The sequence below is a fragment of the Microbacterium psychrotolerans genome (assembly GCF_031085295.1).
Classification (GTDB): domain Bacteria; phylum Actinomycetota; class Actinomycetes; order Actinomycetales; family Microbacteriaceae; genus Microbacterium; species Microbacterium psychrotolerans.
Window position 1 is genome coordinate 397671 of the sequence record NZ_JAVFWO010000002.1, and the last position, 18007, is coordinate 415677.

The 18007-nt window shown below is 69.8% G+C and carries 16 protein-coding genes and 2 tRNA genes; 15 read left to right on the forward strand and 3 right to left on the reverse strand.

The window, feature by feature from the left end:
* Nucleotides 1-80: 80 nt before the first annotated feature.
* From Q9R08_RS06565 to Q9R08_RS06595, 7 genes are all read left to right on the forward strand, one after another.
* The gene (locus tag Q9R08_RS06565; protein WP_308867081.1) at nt 81-623 is read left to right on the forward strand and encodes a ribose-5-phosphate isomerase; all 543 of its coding nucleotides are present in this window, start codon (nt 81-83) and stop codon (nt 621-623) included.
* Between the two features lie 4 nt (nt 624-627).
* Nucleotides 628-1626 (forward strand): Fpg/Nei family DNA glycosylase, encoded by a 999-nt coding sequence (locus Q9R08_RS06570; RefSeq protein ID WP_308867082.1) that lies wholly within the window; start codon nt 628-630, stop codon nt 1624-1626.
* 41 nt (nt 1627-1667) lie between these two features.
* Nucleotides 1668-2309 carry an FMN-binding negative transcriptional regulator gene (locus tag Q9R08_RS06575; RefSeq protein ID WP_308867083.1) on the forward strand — a complete coding sequence of 214 codons (642 nt, stop codon included), beginning with the start codon at nt 1668-1670 and terminating at the stop codon, nt 2307-2309.
* Entirely contained in the window at nt 2306-3811 is a 1506-nt protein-coding gene (locus tag Q9R08_RS06580) for an amidohydrolase (RefSeq protein ID WP_308867084.1), read from the forward strand. Before Q9R08_RS06575 ends, Q9R08_RS06580 begins: the two co-directional genes overlap by 4 nt.
* Before the next feature lie 90 nt (nt 3812-3901).
* Nucleotides 3902-5491 (forward strand): multicopper oxidase family protein, encoded by a 1590-nt coding sequence (locus tag Q9R08_RS06585; protein ID WP_308867085.1) that lies wholly within the window; start codon nt 3902-3904, stop codon nt 5489-5491.
* Nucleotides 5472-6875, forward strand: coding sequence for a sensor histidine kinase (locus Q9R08_RS06590; protein ID WP_308867086.1), 1404 nt, complete (start codon nt 5472-5474; stop codon nt 6873-6875). Before Q9R08_RS06585 ends, Q9R08_RS06590 begins: the two co-directional genes overlap by 20 nt.
* A 20-nt stretch (nt 6876-6895) precedes the next feature.
* Complete coding sequence (locus Q9R08_RS06595) at nt 6896-7564, forward strand: response regulator transcription factor (protein ID WP_308867087.1); 669 nt, start codon at nt 6896-6898, stop codon at nt 7562-7564.
* 49 nt (nt 7565-7613) lie between these two features.
* Here the strand turns inward: Q9R08_RS06595 and Q9R08_RS06600 are convergent, their stop codons facing one another.
* A complete protein-coding gene (locus Q9R08_RS06600) occupies nt 7614-8096 on the reverse strand; it encodes a Dps family protein (protein ID WP_163630393.1) in 483 nt (160 codons plus the stop codon).
* Nucleotides 8097-8264: 168 nt separating this feature from the next.
* Between Q9R08_RS06600 and Q9R08_RS06605 the strand changes: the two genes are divergently transcribed.
* A complete protein-coding gene (locus Q9R08_RS06605) occupies nt 8265-10412 on the forward strand; it encodes an acyltransferase family protein (RefSeq protein WP_308867088.1) in 2148 nt (715 codons plus the stop codon).
* Nucleotides 10409-10948 (forward strand): gamma carbonic anhydrase family protein, encoded by a 540-nt coding sequence (locus tag Q9R08_RS06610; RefSeq protein WP_308867089.1) that lies wholly within the window; start codon nt 10409-10411, stop codon nt 10946-10948. Before Q9R08_RS06605 ends, Q9R08_RS06610 begins: the two co-directional genes overlap by 4 nt.
* 33 nt (nt 10949-10981) lie before the next feature.
* Here the strand turns inward: Q9R08_RS06610 and Q9R08_RS06615 are convergent, their stop codons facing one another.
* Nucleotides 10982-11890 (reverse strand): alpha/beta fold hydrolase, encoded by a 909-nt coding sequence (locus Q9R08_RS06615; protein WP_308867090.1) that lies wholly within the window; start codon nt 11888-11890, stop codon nt 10982-10984.
* A gap of 166 nt (nt 11891-12056) precedes the next feature.
* Nucleotides 12057-12127 (reverse strand) — tRNA-Gly (locus Q9R08_RS06620).
* Between the two features lie 199 nt (nt 12128-12326).
* Here Q9R08_RS06620 and Q9R08_RS06625 point away from each other — a divergent pair.
* The 6 genes from Q9R08_RS06625 to Q9R08_RS06650 all read left to right on the forward strand — a co-directional run bounded on the left by Q9R08_RS06625 (nt 12327) and on the right by Q9R08_RS06650 (nt 18006).
* Nucleotides 12327-12400 (forward strand) — tRNA-Pro (locus tag Q9R08_RS06625).
* Nucleotides 12401-12479: 79 nt separating this feature from the next.
* On the forward strand, nt 12480-14006 hold the full coding sequence (tig, locus tag Q9R08_RS06630; RefSeq protein ID WP_308867091.1) for a trigger factor: 1527 nt from the start codon (nt 12480-12482) through the stop codon (nt 14004-14006).
* 166 nt (nt 14007-14172) lie between these two features.
* Nucleotides 14173-14766 carry an ATP-dependent Clp protease proteolytic subunit gene (locus Q9R08_RS06635; RefSeq protein WP_194415272.1) on the forward strand — a complete coding sequence of 198 codons (594 nt, stop codon included), beginning with the start codon at nt 14173-14175 and terminating at the stop codon, nt 14764-14766.
* A gap of 32 nt (nt 14767-14798) precedes the next feature.
* On the forward strand, nt 14799-15479 hold the full coding sequence (locus tag Q9R08_RS06640; protein WP_308867092.1) for an ATP-dependent Clp protease proteolytic subunit: 681 nt from the start codon (nt 14799-14801) through the stop codon (nt 15477-15479).
* A gap of 207 nt (nt 15480-15686) precedes the next feature.
* Nucleotides 15687-16955, forward strand: a complete 1269-nt coding sequence (clpX, locus tag Q9R08_RS06645) for an ATP-dependent Clp protease ATP-binding subunit ClpX (RefSeq protein ID WP_308867093.1) — start codon at nt 15687-15689, stop codon at nt 16953-16955.
* Nucleotides 16956-17022: 67 nt separating this feature from the next.
* Nucleotides 17023-18006: a serine hydrolase domain-containing protein gene (locus tag Q9R08_RS06650; protein ID WP_308867094.1), complete on the forward strand. Its 984-nt coding sequence runs from the start codon at nt 17023-17025 to the stop codon at nt 18004-18006.
* Nucleotide 18007 lies beyond the last annotated feature (1 nt).

Consider the following 18007-nt stretch of genomic DNA (forward strand, 5'->3'; position numbering starts at 1 on the left):
CGGATCCGCACCACGGCAGCGCCGGCACCGACGTGCCGGCATCCGTCACCGTCCCCTCCGGCTTCCCTAGGATTGAGCCCATGCGCATCCACATCGCGACCGACCACGCCGGCCTCGAGTTCTCGACGCAGCTGCAGCACCATCTCGCGGCGGCGGGTCACGAAGTCGTCGACCACGGCCCCCTCGAGTACGACCCGCTCGACGACTACCCGGCGTTCTGCATCCGTGCCGCCCAGGCCGTCGTGCGCGACCAGGCCGCCGGCATCGAGACGCTCGGCGTCGTCTTCGGCGGCTCCGGAAACGGCGAGCAGATCGCGGCGAACAAGGTCGTCGGCGTCCGTGCGGCTCTGGCGTGGAGCATCGCCACCGCCGAGCTCGCGCGTGAGCACAACGACGCGAACGTGATCGCGATCGGCGCCCGCCAGCACACCTTCGAAGAGGCGACGACGTTCATCGACCGCTTCATCGCCACCCCGTTCTCGGGCGAGGAGCGCCACGCGCGGCGCATCGCGCAGCTGGCCGCCTACGAGCAGGACGGAACGCTGCAGCCCGACCCGCGCGCCGCTCAGCAGCCCGACGTCCTGGCCGCCGACGACAGCTCGTTCGACCCCGAAGCCGGCTGACCCGATGCCCGAGGGCCATTCCGTCCATCGCATCGCCCGCCAGTTCGACCGCAACTTCGTCGGCCGCGCCGTCGCGGCCACGAGTCCGCAAGGTCGTTTCGTCGAAGGCGCCGCAATCCTCAGCGGGCGCACCGCGACGCGGGTGCGGGCCGTCGGCAAGCAGATGTTCCTCGAGTTCGACGACGACCTGTGGCTGCGCGTGCATCTGGGCATGTACGGTGCATGGGACTTCGCCGGCGACATCGTGGTCGACCCCACGATCGCCTCGGCGAACGGCCGCATGGGGCAGACCAATCAGCGGGGGACCGACCTCGGCGAGGTGGTCCTCGACGGCGCCGGTGAGAACTCGCTGACCTCGATCGGAGCGCCGCGACGGACCCGCGTGCACGTGCGGATGTCGGAGCAGACCACGGGTCTCGCCGACGAGGGCGACGAGTGGCCCCCGCCCGTGGTGGGGCAGGTGCGGCTGCGGCTCCTCACGGATGTCACGTGCGCCGATCTGCGGGGTCCGACGGCATGCGAGCTCCAGAGCCCGGACGAGGTCGCAGCCACCATCGCGAAGCTCGGCCCCGACCCGCTCGTCGACGACGTCACGGAGGGGGAGGAGCGGTTCACCTCGGTGGTGCGCCGCAAACCGACATCCATCGGCCTGCTGCTCATGGACCAGACCGTCGTCAGCGGCATCGGCAACGTGTACCGGGCAGAGCTGCTGTTCCGTGCGCGCCAGAACCCCCACACACCGGGCCGCGAGGTGCCAGAGGAGGTCGTGCGCGGGATCTGGCGCGACTGGGTGCGGCTGCTCGCGATCGGCGTCGAGACCGGTCAGATGATGACGATGGACGACCTCGACCCGGACGCGTACCGCAAGGCGATGGCGAGCCGTGACGATCGGCACTGGGTGTACCACCGCGCGGGGCTGCCCTGCCGGGTGTGCGGCACCGCGATCGTCGTCGAAGAGGTCGCCACCCGCAAGCTCTACTGGTGCCCCTCCTGTCAGGCGTGACACCGCAGCTGACGGCTGCGCCGCCCGAATAGGCTGAGTCCATGCGCCAGAACCCGAGCTTCGCGATGTCGGATGTCGGCGAGATCCGCCGGCTCATCGAGCAGAATCCGTGGGTCACGATGGTCAGCTCCACGGACGCCGGACTCGTCGCCTCGCACTATGCGGTGCTGCTCGACGCCGACCGGGACGACCTCACCATCGTGGGTCACGTCGGCAAGCCCGACGACCTCATCCACGGGCTGGGCGAGCGCGAGCTTCTCGTCGTCGTGCAGGGTCCCCACGGGTACATCTCACCCGGCTGGTACGGCGACGTGCAGAGCGTGCCGACCTGGAACTTCGTCTCGGCGCACCTCACCGGCATTCCGGAGCTGCTGACGCCCGAGGAGAACCTCGCCGTGCTCGAACGCCTCGTCGCGCGCTTCGAGAGCGGCATGCCGCAGCCCCGGATGATGTGGGCGCCGCCCAACGACCCCGAGTTCGTGCGCCGCCTCGAGAAGGGGACGGCGGGGTTCCGCCTCACGCCGACCCGGGTCGTCGGCAAGCGCAAGCTCAGTCAGAACAAGCCGGACGAGGTCGTCGAGACGGTGATCGTCGAGCTCGAGGCCGGTGCGGGCCCGTACGCCGATCCACGGCTGCCGGCCGAGATGCGCCGCGACCTCGAGACGCGGAAGGCCGCCCGGTGACGCTCGCCCGCGGTGACGCCCCCGACGTGATCGCGAACGCGCGGCTGACCGGATCCCAGCGCACCGACCCCTTCGGATCGGACCCGGTCGACGTGCACCTTGCCGAAGGACTCGTCGTCGACATCGCGCCCGCCGGGGCGCTGCCGAGGAACGGTCGCGTGCTCGACGCCGGCGGCGGCTGCGTCATCCCGGGCCTCTGGGACCACCATGTGCACACCGTCCAGTGGGCACTCACCGCTCAGCGCGTCGCTCTGGGCGGGGCCGAGTCCGCCGCACACGCGGCCGCGCTCATGGCCGCCGCCGAGACGATGTCCGACGGACGCCGAGTGGGCAGCGGGTATCGCGACGCGTTCTGGCCCGACGCACCGGACCTCGCCGTCCTCGATGCAGCGACCGGCGATGTGCCGACCTACCTCATCAACGCCGACGTGCACAGCGTGTGGCTGAACACCGCCGCGCTGCGCCGCGAGGGATTCGCACCCGACGGCGTCGGCGTGCTCCGCGAGGAGCCCGCGTTCGAGATCTCGCGGCGGCTCAACGCCGTCGACGCATCGGTGTCGGATCCGCTCGTCGGCCGCATGGCGCAGGATGCCGCAGCCCGGGGCGTGGTGGGCCTCGTCGATCTCGACATGGCGTGGAACGAGGACGCGTGGGTGCGGCGCCTCGCCGACGGCTTCGACGCGCTCCGGGTCGTGTTCGGGATCTACCCCGAGTTCCTCGACCGGGCGGTCTCGGAGGGACTTCAGACCGGTGATGTCGCCCGCGGCGCGGCATCCGACCTGGTCCGAGTGGGTCCGCTCAAGGTCATCACCGACGGCTCGCTGGGCACCCGCACAGCGGCCACCTCCCACTCCTATCCAGGCGATCCGCACAACCACGGAGTGCTGACGGTCGACCTCGCCACGCTGGTCGATCTGATGACACGCGCGACCGCGGCCGGCATCGCGTCCGCGATCCACGCGATCGGCGACGTGGCGAACTCCCACGCGCTCGACGCGTTCGCCGCCACCGGCGCGTGGGGGACCATCGAGCATGCGCAGCTCGTCGCGCACGCCGACATCCCGCGCTTCGCGCGTCTGGGCGTGGGAGCGAGCGTGCAGCCCGAGCACGCACTGGACGACCGCGACCTCACCGATCGCGTCTGGGCGGGCCAGACGGCACAGCCCTACCCGCTGCGCGCCCTCGCCGACACCGGGGCGAACCTGCTGTTCGGCTCGGACGCGCCCGTGGCGCCGCTCGATCCGTGGGCGACGATGGCGGCGGCCGTGTTCCGCACGCGCGACGGCCGCGCCGCCTGGCAGCCCGAGCAGCGAGTGGACGCCGCCACTGCGCTCTCGGCATCCACCCGCGGCGGGTCGATCGAGCCCGCACGCATCGAGCCGGGGGACGTCGCGGACCTCGCGATCTGCGAGCGCGACCCGCTCGCCGCCGACGAGACGGGGCTCCGCGGCATGCGCGTCGGCGCGACGCTCCTGGGTGGGCGCCTGACGCACCTGGCGTAAAGCCCTCCCCGCGATCCGGGGGTCTACCCCCATACGGGTTCGGGAGGGGGTCGGATGCCGCCGCGACGGCGTCGTCGCGAGGCTGGATGCATGACCTTCCCGCCGCCCACGCAGCGAGCCCCGCGGCCGCCGTCCCCGCCCGCCATGGACCCGCCGAGCGCCACGCCACGCCGGCGACGTCGCCGGCTCGTCATCGTCCTCGTCGCGATCCCGCTGGCCGTCGTCGCCCTGCTCATCGCCGCGGGTGGGATCTGGTTCGCCACGAACGCCGTGCGAGCCACACCACCCGCCGTGGGGACGATCGACTTCCGCGCACCGCTCGCCGTCCCACCGCTGGCGCCGTCGCGCGTCGAGGACGGCGTTCGCGTCTTCGAGCTGACCGCGCAGGAGGGCAGCTCGTCCTTCGTGCCCGAGGGGCGGACTCCCACTCTCGGCTACGACGGCGCGTACCTCGGCCCGACGCTCGTCGCCGAGCGGGGCGAGCAGGTGCGCGTCGACGTGACCAACGGCCTCGCGGATCCGACGACCGTGCACTGGCACGGCATGCACCTGCCTGCCGCCATGGACGGCGGGCCCTACTCGCCGATCACCGCGGGTGCCTTGTGGCAGCCCGAGTGGACGATCGACCAGCCTGCGGCCACCCTCTGGTACCACCCCCATCTTCACGGGCGCACGCGTGAGCAGGTCGACGCCGGGCTCGCCGGCATGTTCCTCGTGCAGGACGACGAGGAGGCCGCACTCGCCCTGCCCCGCGAGTACGGCGTCGACGATCTGCCCGTGATCGTGCAGGACCGCTCCTTCAACTCCGACGGGTCGTTCGCCGGCGGTCTCGGCATGCAGTTCGACGGAGTGCTGGGCGACACGATCTTGGTCAACGGCACGGTCGCGCCCTACCTGGATGTCACCACCGAGCGGGTGCGCCTGCGCCTGCTGAACGGGTCGAGCGCGCGCATGTACGACTTCGCATTCGCCGACGGCCGCGAGTTCGACCTCATCGGCACCGATGGCGGTCTGCTCCAGGCGCCCGTCACCGCGACCGACATCCCGCTGTCCCCGGGCGAGCGGGCCGAGATCGTGGTGTCGATGAAGCCGGGGGAGCGCATCGTGCTCCGGTCTCTCGCGCCCGACCCGGCGCTCAACGCGGGCGCGGCCAGTTTCGATGTGATGGAGCTGCGCGCCGCGTCATCGCTGACAGCCTCACCGGAGGTTCCGTCACGGCTCGCGGACGTGCCGGCGGCGGATGCGACCGGCGCTGCGGCCGAGCGCGACTTCGTCATGTCGGGCCACAACATCAACGACCGGCAGATGGACCTGGGCCGCGCGGACGTCGTCGCCACCGTCGACACCAGCGAGGTGTGGACCGTGCGCAACGAGAATCCGCTGCCGCATTCGTTCCACGTGCACGACACGCAGTTCCGGATCCTCAGCGTCGACGGCGCCGCTCCGCCGGCCCGGCTGGCCGGCTTCAAAGACACGATCGCGCTCGAGCGCGACCGCGAGTACCGCCTGCTGGTGAGGTTCGACGATTACGCCGATGCGACCACTCCGTACATGTATCACTGCCACCTCCTGTGGCACGAGGACCAGGGCATGATGGGACAGTTCCTGGTCGTCGAACCGGGCCAGCAGCCCGACCTGAAGCGTCCCGAGGGAGACACCGATGACCGCCACGATCACTGAGCCGGCCCCGCTGCAGCCGGACGCGTCCGCACCCGCCACCGGGTTCTGGGCGTCCTACGGGCGCGCCTGGATCCGTACGCCGGGCAGCGCGCTCTACCTCCTGGCGGTCTTCGTCCTCGCGATGATCTCGATCAGCGTGCTGGCCCCGCTGTTCTGGACGAGCGTCGGTCTGCTGGTCATCCTGATCGGCCTGCCGCTCGGTGTGCTCACCCTTCTCATCGCGAGAGGGTTCGGCGTCGCCGACCGGTTCCTGCTGCTGCTCACGGGTCTTCCCGAGATCGACGAGCCGGAGTGGAACCGCGACACCACCGACAGCACCGGCTTCTGGATGACGCTCACGCGACCCATCCGCAACGCGCACTACTGGCTCTATCTCGTGCACGGCATGATCGTGAGCCCCATCATCAGCACCATCTCGTTCGCACTGACGACGGTATGGCTGAGCGTCGGCCTCGGGGGACTGACCTACTGGTTCTGGGGGTCGTTCATCCCTCGCGGCGGCAGCGACGGACGCGACGGCGAATGGGGCCGTTTCGTCGCCGACTACCTGCCGTGGCTGTTCGGCGGATGGTCCAGCTGGGCTGTCGAGGTCACGCTGTACCTCGTCGCCGGCATCGTCTTCACGGTCACCATGCCGTGGGTGCTCGGCGGGCTGGCCCGTGGCCACCACGCCGTCGCCAAAGGCATGCTGGGCCGTTGGAACTCCGATGAGCTCGCCGCCGAGGTGCGCGCGGAGTCCGCTGCCCGGAGCGCCGCGGTGCACGCCGAGGACGTCGCGCTTCGCCGCCTCGAGCGCGACATCCACGACGGACCGCAGCAGCGCCTGGTGCGCCTGCAGATGGACCTGGCGGCGCTCGAGCGTCGGGCCGAAGCCGGAGACGCGGATGCTGCCGCCGAACTCGCCCGCGAGGCACGCGGCCACGCGAAGGCTGCGCTCGACGAGCTGCGCGCGCTGTCCAGCGGCGTCGCGCCACCGCTCCTGCAGGATCGCGGCCTCGCCGCCGCGCTCGACGCGCTGGCGGCCGGCTCGCCGTTGTGGGCGCAGGTCGAGATCGACCCGGCCATCGACCGCGCGGTGAGCCAGGAAGTCGCCCGGACGGTGTACTTCGTGGTCGCCGAGCTGATGACCAACGCCGTGAAGCACTCGGGCGCCACCGCAGCGACGGTGCGCGCGTCGCTTCGCCGCAACGCCGCCGGTGCGCCCACACACCTCGACGTCTGGGTCGTCGACAACGGTCGCGGCGGCGCCGTCATCACGACGGGACACGGCCTCGAGGGGCTGCGCGAGCGCGTCGCGGGTCTGCGCGGCATCCTCGTCGTCACGAGCCCCGTCGGCGGGCCCACGTCCGTCGGAGCGCACATCCCGCTGGTGGTCGCACCATGACCGCTGCCTATTCTGAGGAGATGGCCGCCTCGCAGGACTCGCCCGCGCTCCGCGTCGTTCTCTTCGAAGACTCGGTCCTGCTCCGCGAGGGGCTCGTCCGGCTGTTCGACGAGGCCGGCTACACGACGGCCGGTGCCTGGGGCGATGCACACGACGTCGTGACGCGGGTCAGCGACGCGCACGCCGACGTCGCGATCCTCGATGTGCGCCTGCCGCCGGGCTTCCGTGACGAGGGGATCCGTGCCGCACTCGCGGTGCGCGCCGCCCTTCCCCACGTCGGCATCCTCGTCCTGAGCCAGTACGTCGAGGGCGTCTACGCGCGGGAGCTGCTCGCAGGCGGCGAGGGCGGGGTCGGCTATCTCCTGAAGGATCGCGTCACATCCCTCGACGAGTTCACGGATGCCGTCCGTCGCGTCCGCGAACGCGGCACGGTGCTCGACCCCCTCGTCGTGCAGGGGCTGCTCTCGGCCCGACCCGACCCGCTGGCGGCGCTCACCCCGCGCGAACGCGACGTGCTCACGCTCATGGCGGAGGGACGCAGCAACGCCAGCATCGCGGAGCGGCTCTTCATCGGCGTCGGCGCGGTCGAGAAGAACATCAGCGCGATCTTCGCGAAGCTCGGCCTGGAGGAGTCGGGCACCGAGCATCGCCGGGTGCTCGCGGTCCTCGCCTACCTGCAGCATCCGTGAGACGACGAAGACCCCCGGGATCCCCGGGGGTCTTCATCGTGAGATCAGCTCACTCGGCGAGGTGCGCGAAGAGGAACCAGCGGTCCTTCTCGAGCGACTCCTTGATGCCGATCGCGATGTCCTGGCTCGTCAGGTCGAACTCGTCCAGTCCGTCGATCGCCGCCTGGACGTCCGCGATGACGGTGTCCATGTCGGTGATCACGTTGCGGATGAGCGCGTCCCACTGGGTGAATCCGGCAGGCACGGCCGTCGCGGTCTTCTGAGCCACGGTGCCGACGCGGGCGTCGACCGGCAGTCCGAGGGCGACGATGCGCTCCGCGGCCTGGTCCGCACCGTCCTGCGCGTGGGCGACGACGGAGTCGAGGAGCTCGTGGATCGCGATGAAGTTCGCGCCGCGCACATTCCAGTGCGCCTGCTTCCCGTTCACGGCCAAGGCCTGCAGGCCCAGGACGACGGGGGTGAGGAACTGCGCCGTCGCGGCGGCGACGTCGGGGTTCGCTGCGGTTGCGGGGGTGGTCTGGGTGTTCGTCATATCTGTCGCCTCCATCGTGCGGAGGGTCGCTCAGCTCGGCGATCGCCCTCCAGTGACTGCAACGCTACTCACCGGGAGTCATTCCGCAAGCAAGACAAGGCTGGGCTAAACCGGCGAATCCACGCTGTCGGTGCGGGGCAGACGCGCGACAGCGGCTAACGTCGTTTCGTGCCTTCCGCCGATCACGACCTCGGACCGCAGCATCTGAGCGTTCCCGCCAAGACCGTGACCCGCGAGCCCCGCGACCGCTCGCCTGAACACGCCGAGCCCTCCCGCTTCATCCCGCACGTGCAGGGGCTCCGCGCGATCGCCGTCCTCTGCGTCGTGCTGTACCACTTCTGGCCCGGCCGTCTCACCGGCGGGTACATCGGCGTCGACATCTTCTTCGTCATCTCGGGCTTCCTCATCACGGCCCACCTGATGCGCGAGCTCACCGCGACCGGCACCGTCCGGCTCGGCCAGTTCTGGGCGCGCCGTGCGCGCCGCCTGCTTCCGGCATCCCTGCTCGTGCTGCTGTTCTGCGCGGTCGTCGTGATGTCGCCGTACCTCATGCCCACCTCGGCTCTGCCGAACGAGGTGCGCGAGATCCTGGCGTCGACGTTCTACGTCGAGAACTGGTACCTGGCGCTGAACTCGGCGGACTATCTCAACCACGCGGGCTCGCCGACCACCGTCCAGCACTATTGGTCGCTGTCGCTCGAAGAGCAGTTCTACGTGATGTGGCCGCTCATCATGCTGCTGGCGGCCTGGATCGGCGTGAAGTGGTTCCGCGGCGAGCGACGCCGCACCGTCATCGCCGCGCTCGGCATCGTCACCGTGGTGTCCTTCGTGTTCTGCGTCATCTTCACGATCACGAACCCCGCGCCCGCCTACTTCGTCACGTTCGGCAGGATGTGGCAGTTCGGCGTGGGCGCGCTGATCGCCCTCGTGCCGATGCTGCGAGTGCGCAACGCACTCGGCAGCTTCGTGCTCGGGTGGGCCGGCATCCTGATGCTCCTCTACGTCGCGTTCACGTTCGATGCCCAGACGCCGTTCCCCGGGTATATGGCGGCATTGCCCACGCTCGGTGCCGCCGCGGTGATCGCCGCGTCCAACACGGACCGCTGGTGGTACCCGACCCGCATCCTCGCCATCCGCCCCGCGCAGTTCGTCGGCGACATCTCGTACTCGCTCTACCTGTGGCACTGGCCCCTCATCGTCATCGCGCCGTCGGTCCCGTTCTGGGGTCTCACGATCTACCACCGCGTGGCGCTCCTAGGCCTCTGCTTCGTGCTCGCATGGCTGACCAAGCGGTTCGTCGAAGACCCCGCGCGCGGCTGGAAGGTGCTGACCTCGCGACCGCCACGGGTGACCCTCTGGTCGGCCCTGGCGGCGATGGTCGTCGTCGCCCTCGTCGCGAGCACCGCATGGCTCGTCAACGCGCCGCTCTACAACCAAGGCACCCGCGACATCGCCGCGCTGCAGGAGAACCCGCCGGAGTGCTTCGGCGCGGCATCCGTCCTCGACGCCTCCTGCGCCGACGCCGACTTCGGCAGCGAGATCCTGCCCGCTCCGGGGTTCGCGGGCATCGACCGCCCGGAGCACCCGCAGTGCTTCGTACAGCTGACGGACTCGCGGCCGGTGTCGTGCACATTCGGATCGGACGACCCCGACGCACCGCGGGTGGCCCTCATCGGCGACAGCCACGCGTACCAGCTGCTCTCGACGTTCCAGCGCATGGCCGACGAGAACGGGTGGCAGCTGGTCACCTGGTTCAAGGGCGCGTGCCCCTGGAACACGACGCCGCTGTCGACACCCGGAGCCTTCGGCGCCGCGTGCACCGAGTGGCGTGAGCGCGTCCAGAGCGCGATCGACGACGCGGAGCTGGATGCCGTGTTCACGGCGGCCCTCGCCACGACGCCGTATTCGTCCGCCGGGTACGACTCGTCGCACGACGCTGCCGTGGCCGGCTACCGCGAGGCGTGGAGCACGGTGATGGATCGCGGCATCCCCGTCATCACCGTGGTCGACAACCCCGTCTGGGAGACCGACCCCAACAAGTGCCTGCGGACGCGCGACGTGGCGGAGTGCGACGGCGTCCGCTCGGACGTGCTCGTCGCCGACGATCCGCTCAAGGATGCGGCATCCGGTCTCGACGCTGCGACGCTGCTCGACTTCACCGACGTCTACTGCGGCGCCGAGCTGTGCGTCCCCGTCGTCGGAGGCGCGAACATCTACCGCGACCAGGACCACCTCACGGTGACGTTCGCCGACACCCTCGCGCCCTGGTACACCGACGCGATCGAGACCGCGCTCGCGAAGAGAGGCCAGCCATGACGATCGCACCCGGAGCCTCGGTGCTCGCCGCCGCCGGCAGGACGCCCGACGTCGACCCCACGGCGTTCGTCGCCGCCGGTGCGCGCATCGTCGGGGGAGTCACCCTCGCCCGGGGCGCGAGCGTCTGGTACAACGCCGTGCTCCGCGCCGACGGCGACACGATCACCGTCGGGGCCAACAGCAACCTGCAGGACAACGTCTCGGTGCACGTCGACGCCGGCAGACCCGTCGTGATCGGCGAGAACGTGTCGGTGGGCCACAACGCCGTCGTGCACGGCTGCACGATCGGCGATGGCTCGCTCATCGGCATGGGAGCGGTGGTGCTCAACGGTGCCCGGATCGGATCGGGATGCCTCATCGCCGGCGGCACGGTCGTGCTGGAGGGATCCGAGATCCCCGACGGCTCGCTCGTCGCCGGCGTGCCCGGCAAGGTGCGGCGCGAACTCACCGACGAGGAGCGCGCCGGCCTGCTCGCGAACGCCGAGCATTACCTGGCGCACGTGCGGGAGCACCTCGAGGCGAGCCCCCTCGGCTGAGCAGCGCCCGCGCGCGGGATCGCCCGGGACGAATCAGTCCTGCGATCTCGCCGGCGGGTGGTGCTTGCCCCGGTGCACCTCGTAGAGGCGGACGTGCCCCGGCCACGCCGGGTCGTTCTCGATCGGCAGGTCGTCCATGAAGTGCCGGATGACGTGCGCGAGCTGCCCGGGGTGACTGAAGTTGATCGCATGCGCGGCGCCCTCGAGCATCACGACGAGGACGTGGCTGTCGGTCTGGCTGGCGATCTCGTCGACCCGGTGCGCGTGCGGCAGCAGCGGGTCGCGCTGACCCAGCACGACGAGCGTCGGGAGGCGCATCTCGAGCAGTCGCTGCAGCGACGGATATTGCGTGAGCGAGCGGAACATGCGCATCGTGCTCGGCACACCGAACCGCACGTAGTCGGGCACGGCGACGCGCGCCATCCGGACGGGTTCCCTCGGCGCGTCCTGTGTGAGCTGCCTCATCGCCCGGCGCAGCGGCTGATTGAACAGCCCGCCGGCGGGGGAGACCAGCACGGCGCGGTCGATGCGGTCGGGGTAGCGGTGCGCGAACTCGATGATGACCGGGCAGCCCATCGAGTTGCCGACGAGCGTCGCCTTCTCCACGCCGCGATCGTCGAGGAAGTCGAGCGTGGCGCGGGCGAGGTCGGGGATGTCGAGCATGTCCCGTCGTTTGCCGCTGCGGCCGAAGCCGGGCAGGTCGGGGACGTATGTGTGGAACTCGTCGGCGAGCATCTCCGCCGTCGGCAGCAGATAACGGCCCGACAGGCCGAACCCGTGCACGTGCGCCATGACGCGAGGATCACGGGACGGCCGCGGCGACTCGCGATAGAAGACGTCGACGTCGTCGATGCGCGTCCACTTCTCGGCGAGGCTGGATGCCGGGCGTCGCGGAAGCTTCTTCGGCGGTCCCGGTTGCGGGGCGGGGGTCGGGCTGCTCATCGCGGCTCCTGCAGGCCATGGGACGGATGCTCCACAGTCTGCCGCGTCGAGGGGCGCGCGCAACAGTAGGACGCGCCGAGGGTGACCCCCGAAGCACGTGGGCTCCGCCGCCAACCACGCGAACGCCCCGCGAGGGCGACCTACGGCCGGCCTCGCGGGGCATCGGAGGGGATGACGGGAATCGAACCCGCACCATCAGTTTGGAAGACTGAGGCTCTACCATTGAGCTACATCCCCGTGCGCCCGCGAACGGGCACCGCCCAATCGTAGTACATCGGGACTCGTCCGAGAGACGCCGCTCCGGGTGACACCGCTCGCCGCGGCAGCGAGGTAGGCCGCCCTCGTGGAGTCCATCCGGTGCCCGCGCAGGAAGGGCACGGGCAGGTCGGCTAGACTTCTCGGGGCCGAAAGGCGCACGCACGCGTGCGAACCCGCCCGGGGCGTAGCTCAGCTTGGTAGAGCGCCCGCTTTGGGAGCGGGAGGCCGCAGGTTCAAATCCTGTCGCCCCGACATCACGGCCCTCAGAATTCCGAACCCAGACCTTCAACTGCCGCGTCCTCGCGCGGTCCGATAGAGGAGAAGTACAGGCATGGTGAACAGCACCGTCGAGAAGCTCAGCCCGACCCGGGTGAAGCTGCACATCACGGTCAGCCCCGACGAGCTCAAGCCGTCGATCAAGCACGCGTACGAGCACATCGCGCAGGACGTGCAGATCCCCGGCTTCCGCAAGGGCAAGGTGCCCGCACCGATCATCGACCAGCGCATCGGGCGCGTCGCGGTGCTGGAGCACGCCGTCAGCGAGGGCCTCGACACGTTCTACCGCGAGGCCGCTGCGGCCCATGAGCTGCGCGTGCTCGGCCGCCCGTCGGCCGAGGTCACCGAGTGGCCGAACGAGAAGGACTTCTCGGGCGACCTCGAGGTCACCGTCGAGGTCGACGTGCGCCCCGAGTTCGACCTGCCGTCGTTCGAGGGCACCACCGTCGAGGTGGACGCCATCGAGGTCGACGAGGCCGCCATCGACGAGGAGCTCGACCGCCTCCGCGCCCGCTTCGGCACGCTCGTGACCGTCGACCGCCCCGCCGCCACCGGAGACTTCGTGGAGCTCGACCTCGTCGCCACCATCGACGACGCCGAGATCGACCGCGCCGAGGGCGTGTCGTACGAGGTCGGCTCGGGCGAGCTGCTCGAGGGCATCGACGAGGCCATCGAGTCCCTGACCGCCGGTGAGGACACCACCTTCCGCTCGAAGCTGGTCGGCGGCGACCACGCCGGCGACGAGGCCGAGGTCTCGGTGACCGTCAAGGCCGTCAAGGAGCGCGAGCTTCCCGAGGCAGACGACGACTTCGCCCAGATCGCGAGCGAGTTCGACACCATCGCCGAGCTCCGCGACAGCCTCAAGGAGCGCGTCGGCCAGCAGGGCGCCTTCACGCAGGGCTCCGCCGCGCGCGACAAGCTGATCGAGACGCTGCTCGAGCAGGTCGAGATCCCCGTCCCGCCGCAGCTCATCGAGGACGAGGTGCACAACCACCTCGAGGGCGAGGGCCGTCTCGAGGACGACGTGCACCGCGCCGAGGTCGCCGAGGCCAGCGAGAAGCAGTTCAAGACGCAGATGCTCCTCGACAAGATCGCCGAGACGGTCAACGTCCAGGTCTCGCAGGACGAGCTCACGCAGTACCTCGTGCAGTCGGCCGCCCAGTACGGCATGGCTCCGCAGGAGTTCGTCAACGCGCTGCAGGAGGGCAACCAGCTGCCCGCCATGATCGGCGAGGTCGCCCGCAACAAGGCTCTGGCCGTCGCCCTCGGCAAGGTCACCGTCGTCGACACCAACGGCAACCCGGTGGACCTGAGCGGTTTCGTCGCCACCGAGGACGAGGCCGCGGACGAGGAAGAGGTCGTCGAAGAGGCGGAGGAGATCGCGGATGCCGCGGCCGACGCCGACGCGGTGATCGAGGCCGAGGAGGCCGAAGCGTCCGCGAAGCCGGCCAAGAAGGCCCCCGCGCGCAAGCCCGCCGCCAAGAAGGCCGCCGACGCCGATGAGGACGCCGCCGAGAAGGCTCCGGCCAAGAAGGCGCCCGCGAAGAAGGCTCCGGCGAAGAAGGCCGCCGCCGCCGAGTGACACGCGCTTCGGCCGGCGCTCTCGCAGTGACCGATTGACGCAAGAGGACGGATGCCGCGGCATCCGTCCTCTTGCGTCCGCCCCCGCTCTGCCCAGGGCGAACACGGGCGGGTCGCTCGTGGCGCGCCGGTAGATTCGATGGCGACCCAAGGAAACAGGAGTACAAATGGCCGAACCACTTGTCGCGACCAGCGTCTTCGACAGGCTGCTGAAGGACCGCATCATCTGGCTGGGGTCGGAGGTGCGCGACGACAACGCCAACGAGATCTGCGCGAAGATCCTTCTGCTCGCCGCTGAGGACTCCGAGAAGGACATCTACCTCTACATCAACTCGCCCGGCGGCTCGATCACGGCCGGCATGGCGATCTACGACACCATGCAGTTCGTGCCCAACGACATCGTGACCGTGGGCATCGGCATGGCGGCGTCGATGGGGCAGCTGCTGCTGACGGCCGGCACGAAGGGCAAGCGCTACATCACGCCCAACGCCCGCGTGCTGCTGCACCAGCCGCACGGTGGCTTCGGTGGCACCGCGAGCGACATCCAGACGCAGGCGCAGCTGATCCTCGACATGAAGAAGCGCCTCGCCGAGATCACGGCGTCGCAGACCGGCAAGACCGTCGAGCAGATCAACGCCGACGGTGACCGCGACCGCTGGTTCACCGCGCCTGAGGCGCTCGAGTACGGCTTCGTCGACCACATCCGCGACTCGGCACTCGACGTCATCGGCGGCGGCGGCACCGCCGTATCCGCGAGCTGACGGCACCCGAAGGCGAAAGAGAGAGAATCCGAATGCAGACCCCCACCTTCGGCGGAGCCCCGCTGGCACCCCAGGGCCTCCAGATGCCCGGCAGCCGCTACATCCTGCCGCAGTTCGAGGAGCGCACGGCCTACGGCTACAAGCGCCAGGACCCGTACAACAAGCTGTTCGAGGACCGCGTGATCTTCCTGGGCGTCCAGGTCGACGACGCGTCGGCGGATGACGTCATGGCCCAGCTCCTCGTGCTCGAGAGCCAGGATCCCGACCGCGACATCATCATGTACATCAACTCGCCGGGCGGCTCGTTCACGGCCATGACCGCGATCTACGACACCATGCAGTACGTGTCGCCGCAGATTCAGACGGTCGTGCTCGGCCAGGCGGCCTCCGCCGCCGCGGTCCTGCTGGCCGCCGGCGCCCCCGGCAAGCGCCTCGCACTGCCGAACGCCCGCATCCTGATCCACCAGCCCGCCGTCGGCGAGGCCGGGCACGGTCAGGCGTCCGACATCGAGATCCAGGCCGCAGAGATCCTCCGCATGCGGACGTGGCTCGAAGAGACGCTCGCGAAGCACTCGAACAAGACGCAGGCAGAGGTCAACAAGGACATCGACCGCGACAAGATCCTCTCCGCCGAGGAGAGCGTCGCGTACGGTCTCGTCGACCAGGTGCTCACCACGCGCAAGCGCGGTCAGCAGGCTGCGCTGACGAAGTAGCCGCTTCGAACCGCAGCGGTTCATCGGCGCCCCGTCGCCCGGATCCTCCGGCCGGCGGGGCGTCGTCGTGCTGCCGCATACCGCGTCCGCTGAGCGCGAAACCGACGATTCCACAACGTGTGTCGCAATGCCGCCGCATGTCGGTGTCAGCTATTAGGCTCGGAGAACAGCTGGGGGGCTTGCCCCGACGTCACGAGGAGGAGCGGAATGGCACGCATCGGTGAGAGCGCCGACCTGTTCAAGTGCTCCTTCTGCGGGAAGAGTCAGAAGCAGGTCCAGCAGCTGATCGCAGGACCGGGCGTCTACATCTGCGACGAGTGCGTCGAGCTCTGCAACGAGATCATCGAAGAGCGCATGGCCGAGTCCTCGTCGGGCGTCGTCGCCGACTTCGATCTGCCGAAGCCCCGCGAGATCTTCGCGTTCCTCGAGGAGTACGTCGTCGGTCAGACCGATGCCAAGCGGGCCCTGTCGGTCGCCGTGTACAACCACTACAAGCGCGTCCGCGCGCACGGCACGATCCAGTCCGCCGAGCAGCGCGCCGACGAGATCGAGCTCGCCAAGAGCAACATCCTCCTGCTCGGCCCTACGGGCTGCGGCAAGACCTATCTCGCGCAGACGCTGGCCAAGCGCCTCAACGTGCCCTTCGCCGTCGCCGACGCCACCGCACTCACCGAAGCCGGCTATGTCGGCGAAGACGTCGAGAACATCCTCCTCAAGCTGCTGCAGGCCGCCGACTTCGACACGAAGCGCGCCGAGACCGGCATCATCTACATCGACGAGGTCGACAAGATCGCCCGCAAGGCCGAGAACCCGTCGATCACGCGTGACGTGTCGGGAGAGGGCGTCCAGCAGGCGCTGTTGAAGATCCTCGAGGGAACGGTCGCGTCGGTGCCGCCCCAGGGCGGACGCAAGCACCCGCATCAGGAGTTCATCCAGATCGACACCACGAACGTCCTGTTCATCGTCGCCGGTGCCTTCGCCGGCCTCGAAGACATCATCTCGTCGCGTGTCGGCAAGCACGGCGTCGGTTTCGGCGCTTCGCTGCACCGTAAGGACGAAGACCTCAACCTCTTCGGCGATGTGCAGCCCGAAGACCTCCACAAGTTCGGCTTGATCCCGGAGTTCATCGGACGGCTCCCCGTCGTCGCCTCGGTCTCCCCGCTCGACCGTGAAGCGCTCATGGAGATCCTCACGGAGCCCAAGAACGCGCTCGTGAAGCAGTATCACCGCATGTTCGAGCTCGACGGCGTCTCACTGGAGTTCGAACGTGAGGCGCTCGAGGCCATCGCCGACCTCGCCGTGGCGCGCAAGACGGGTGCTCGTGGCCTGCGCGCGATCCTCGAGGACGTGCTCGGACCGATCATGTTCGAGATCCCCTCCACCGACGACGTCGACAAGGTCGTCGTGACCCGGGCCGCCGTCGAAGAGGGCGCTCCGCCGACGCTCGTGCTGCGGGAGAAGCGCAAGAGCGCCTGACCGTCCCCGCACGCGGCGCAGCGATCTGGCGAGAGCGCCCGCACCGCAGCGCGGATACAGTTCGAGGATGGACGCGTTCACTCCCGATCTCGACGGGTTCAATGGAGTCATCAGCATTCGCCGTGGCGACGATGTCATCGGAGAGTGGGCGGTCGGTCTCGCGGACCGCACCTTCGACGTCGCCAACACGCCCCAGACGCGCTTCGGACTGGCGAGCGGCACGAAGACCTTCACGGCGGTGACCGTGCTGTCCCTGGTGGGCGACGGCATCCTGAATCTCGACACCGCCGCGCGCGAACTCCTCGCGGACGACCTCCCGCTCATCGCCGACGACGTCACCGTCGATCACCTGCTGACGCACACCTCCGGCATCGGGGACTACCTCGATGAAGAGGTGGACGCGCTCGCACCCCTGACCGTCCCTGCTCAGCGGCTGGACTCGACTCCGGCGTACCTGCCGATGCTCGACGGCTTCCCGACGAAGTTCAGCGCGGGCGAGCGGTTCTCCTACTGCAACGGCGGGTACGTGGTGCTCGCGGTCATCGCCGAGCGCGCCGCCGGCATGCCGTTCAGCGAGCTCGTCGCGGCCCGCGTCTTCGCCCCGGCCGGGATGACGGCTTCCGGCTTCCCGCGCTCCGACCTGCTGCCGCCCGGGACCGCCACCGGCTACAAGGACGACGGGCGGACCAATGTCTTCGAGCTGCCCGTCGTGGGTTCCGGCGATGGCGGGGCTCATTCGACCGTGGCTGACCTGCACCGGTTCTGGGTCGCCCTCCGCTCCGGCACGATCCTCCCGCCGGAGCTGGTCGAACGCGCCATCGAGCCCACGACGGCGGACGCCGACGACGGACTGGGATACGGACGCGGCGTATGGCTCGACGAGGGCGACCTGGTCATGGCGGGCGGCGACCACGGAGTGACGGCGGTGAGCCGGCACGATCCGGCGACCGGCATCACCGTGTCGGCCCTCGCGAACATCGAGGTGCGGACCTTCGCCCGGACGCGCGAGGCCATGCAGGCCATACGGGAGCGTGTCGGAGGCGCCGAGTAGC

Coding starts and splice junctions, on each gene's coding strand:
- Q9R08_RS06565 (WP_308867081.1), top strand. CDS start 81: ATGCGCATCCACATCGCGACCGACCACGCCGGCCTCGAGTTCTCGACG.
- Q9R08_RS06570 (WP_308867082.1), top strand. CDS start 628: ATGCCCGAGGGCCATTCCGTCCATCGCATCGCCCGCCAGTTCGACCGC.
- Q9R08_RS06575 (WP_308867083.1), top strand. CDS start 1,668: ATGCGCCAGAACCCGAGCTTCGCGATGTCGGATGTCGGCGAGATCCGC.
- Q9R08_RS06585 (WP_308867085.1), top strand. CDS start 3,902: ATGACCTTCCCGCCGCCCACGCAGCGAGCCCCGCGGCCGCCGTCCCCG.
- Q9R08_RS06590 (WP_308867086.1), top strand. CDS start 5,472: ATGACCGCCACGATCACTGAGCCGGCCCCGCTGCAGCCGGACGCGTCC.
- Q9R08_RS06595 (WP_308867087.1), top strand. CDS start 6,896: ATGGCCGCCTCGCAGGACTCGCCCGCGCTCCGCGTCGTTCTCTTCGAA.
- Q9R08_RS06600 (WP_163630393.1), bottom strand. CDS start 8,096: ATGACGAACACCCAGACCACCCCCGCAACCGCAGCGAACCCCGACGTC.
- Q9R08_RS06610 (WP_308867089.1), top strand. CDS start 10,409: ATGACGATCGCACCCGGAGCCTCGGTGCTCGCCGCCGCCGGCAGGACG.
- Q9R08_RS06615 (WP_308867090.1), bottom strand. CDS start 11,890: ATGAGCAGCCCGACCCCCGCCCCGCAACCGGGACCGCCGAAGAAGCTT.
- tig (WP_308867091.1), top strand. CDS start 12,480: ATGGTGAACAGCACCGTCGAGAAGCTCAGCCCGACCCGGGTGAAGCTG.
- Q9R08_RS06635 (WP_194415272.1), top strand. CDS start 14,173: ATGGCCGAACCACTTGTCGCGACCAGCGTCTTCGACAGGCTGCTGAAG.
- Q9R08_RS06640 (WP_308867092.1), top strand. CDS start 14,799: ATGCAGACCCCCACCTTCGGCGGAGCCCCGCTGGCACCCCAGGGCCTC.
- clpX (WP_308867093.1), top strand. CDS start 15,687: ATGGCACGCATCGGTGAGAGCGCCGACCTGTTCAAGTGCTCCTTCTGC.
- Q9R08_RS06650 (WP_308867094.1), top strand. CDS start 17,023: ATGGACGCGTTCACTCCCGATCTCGACGGGTTCAATGGAGTCATCAGC.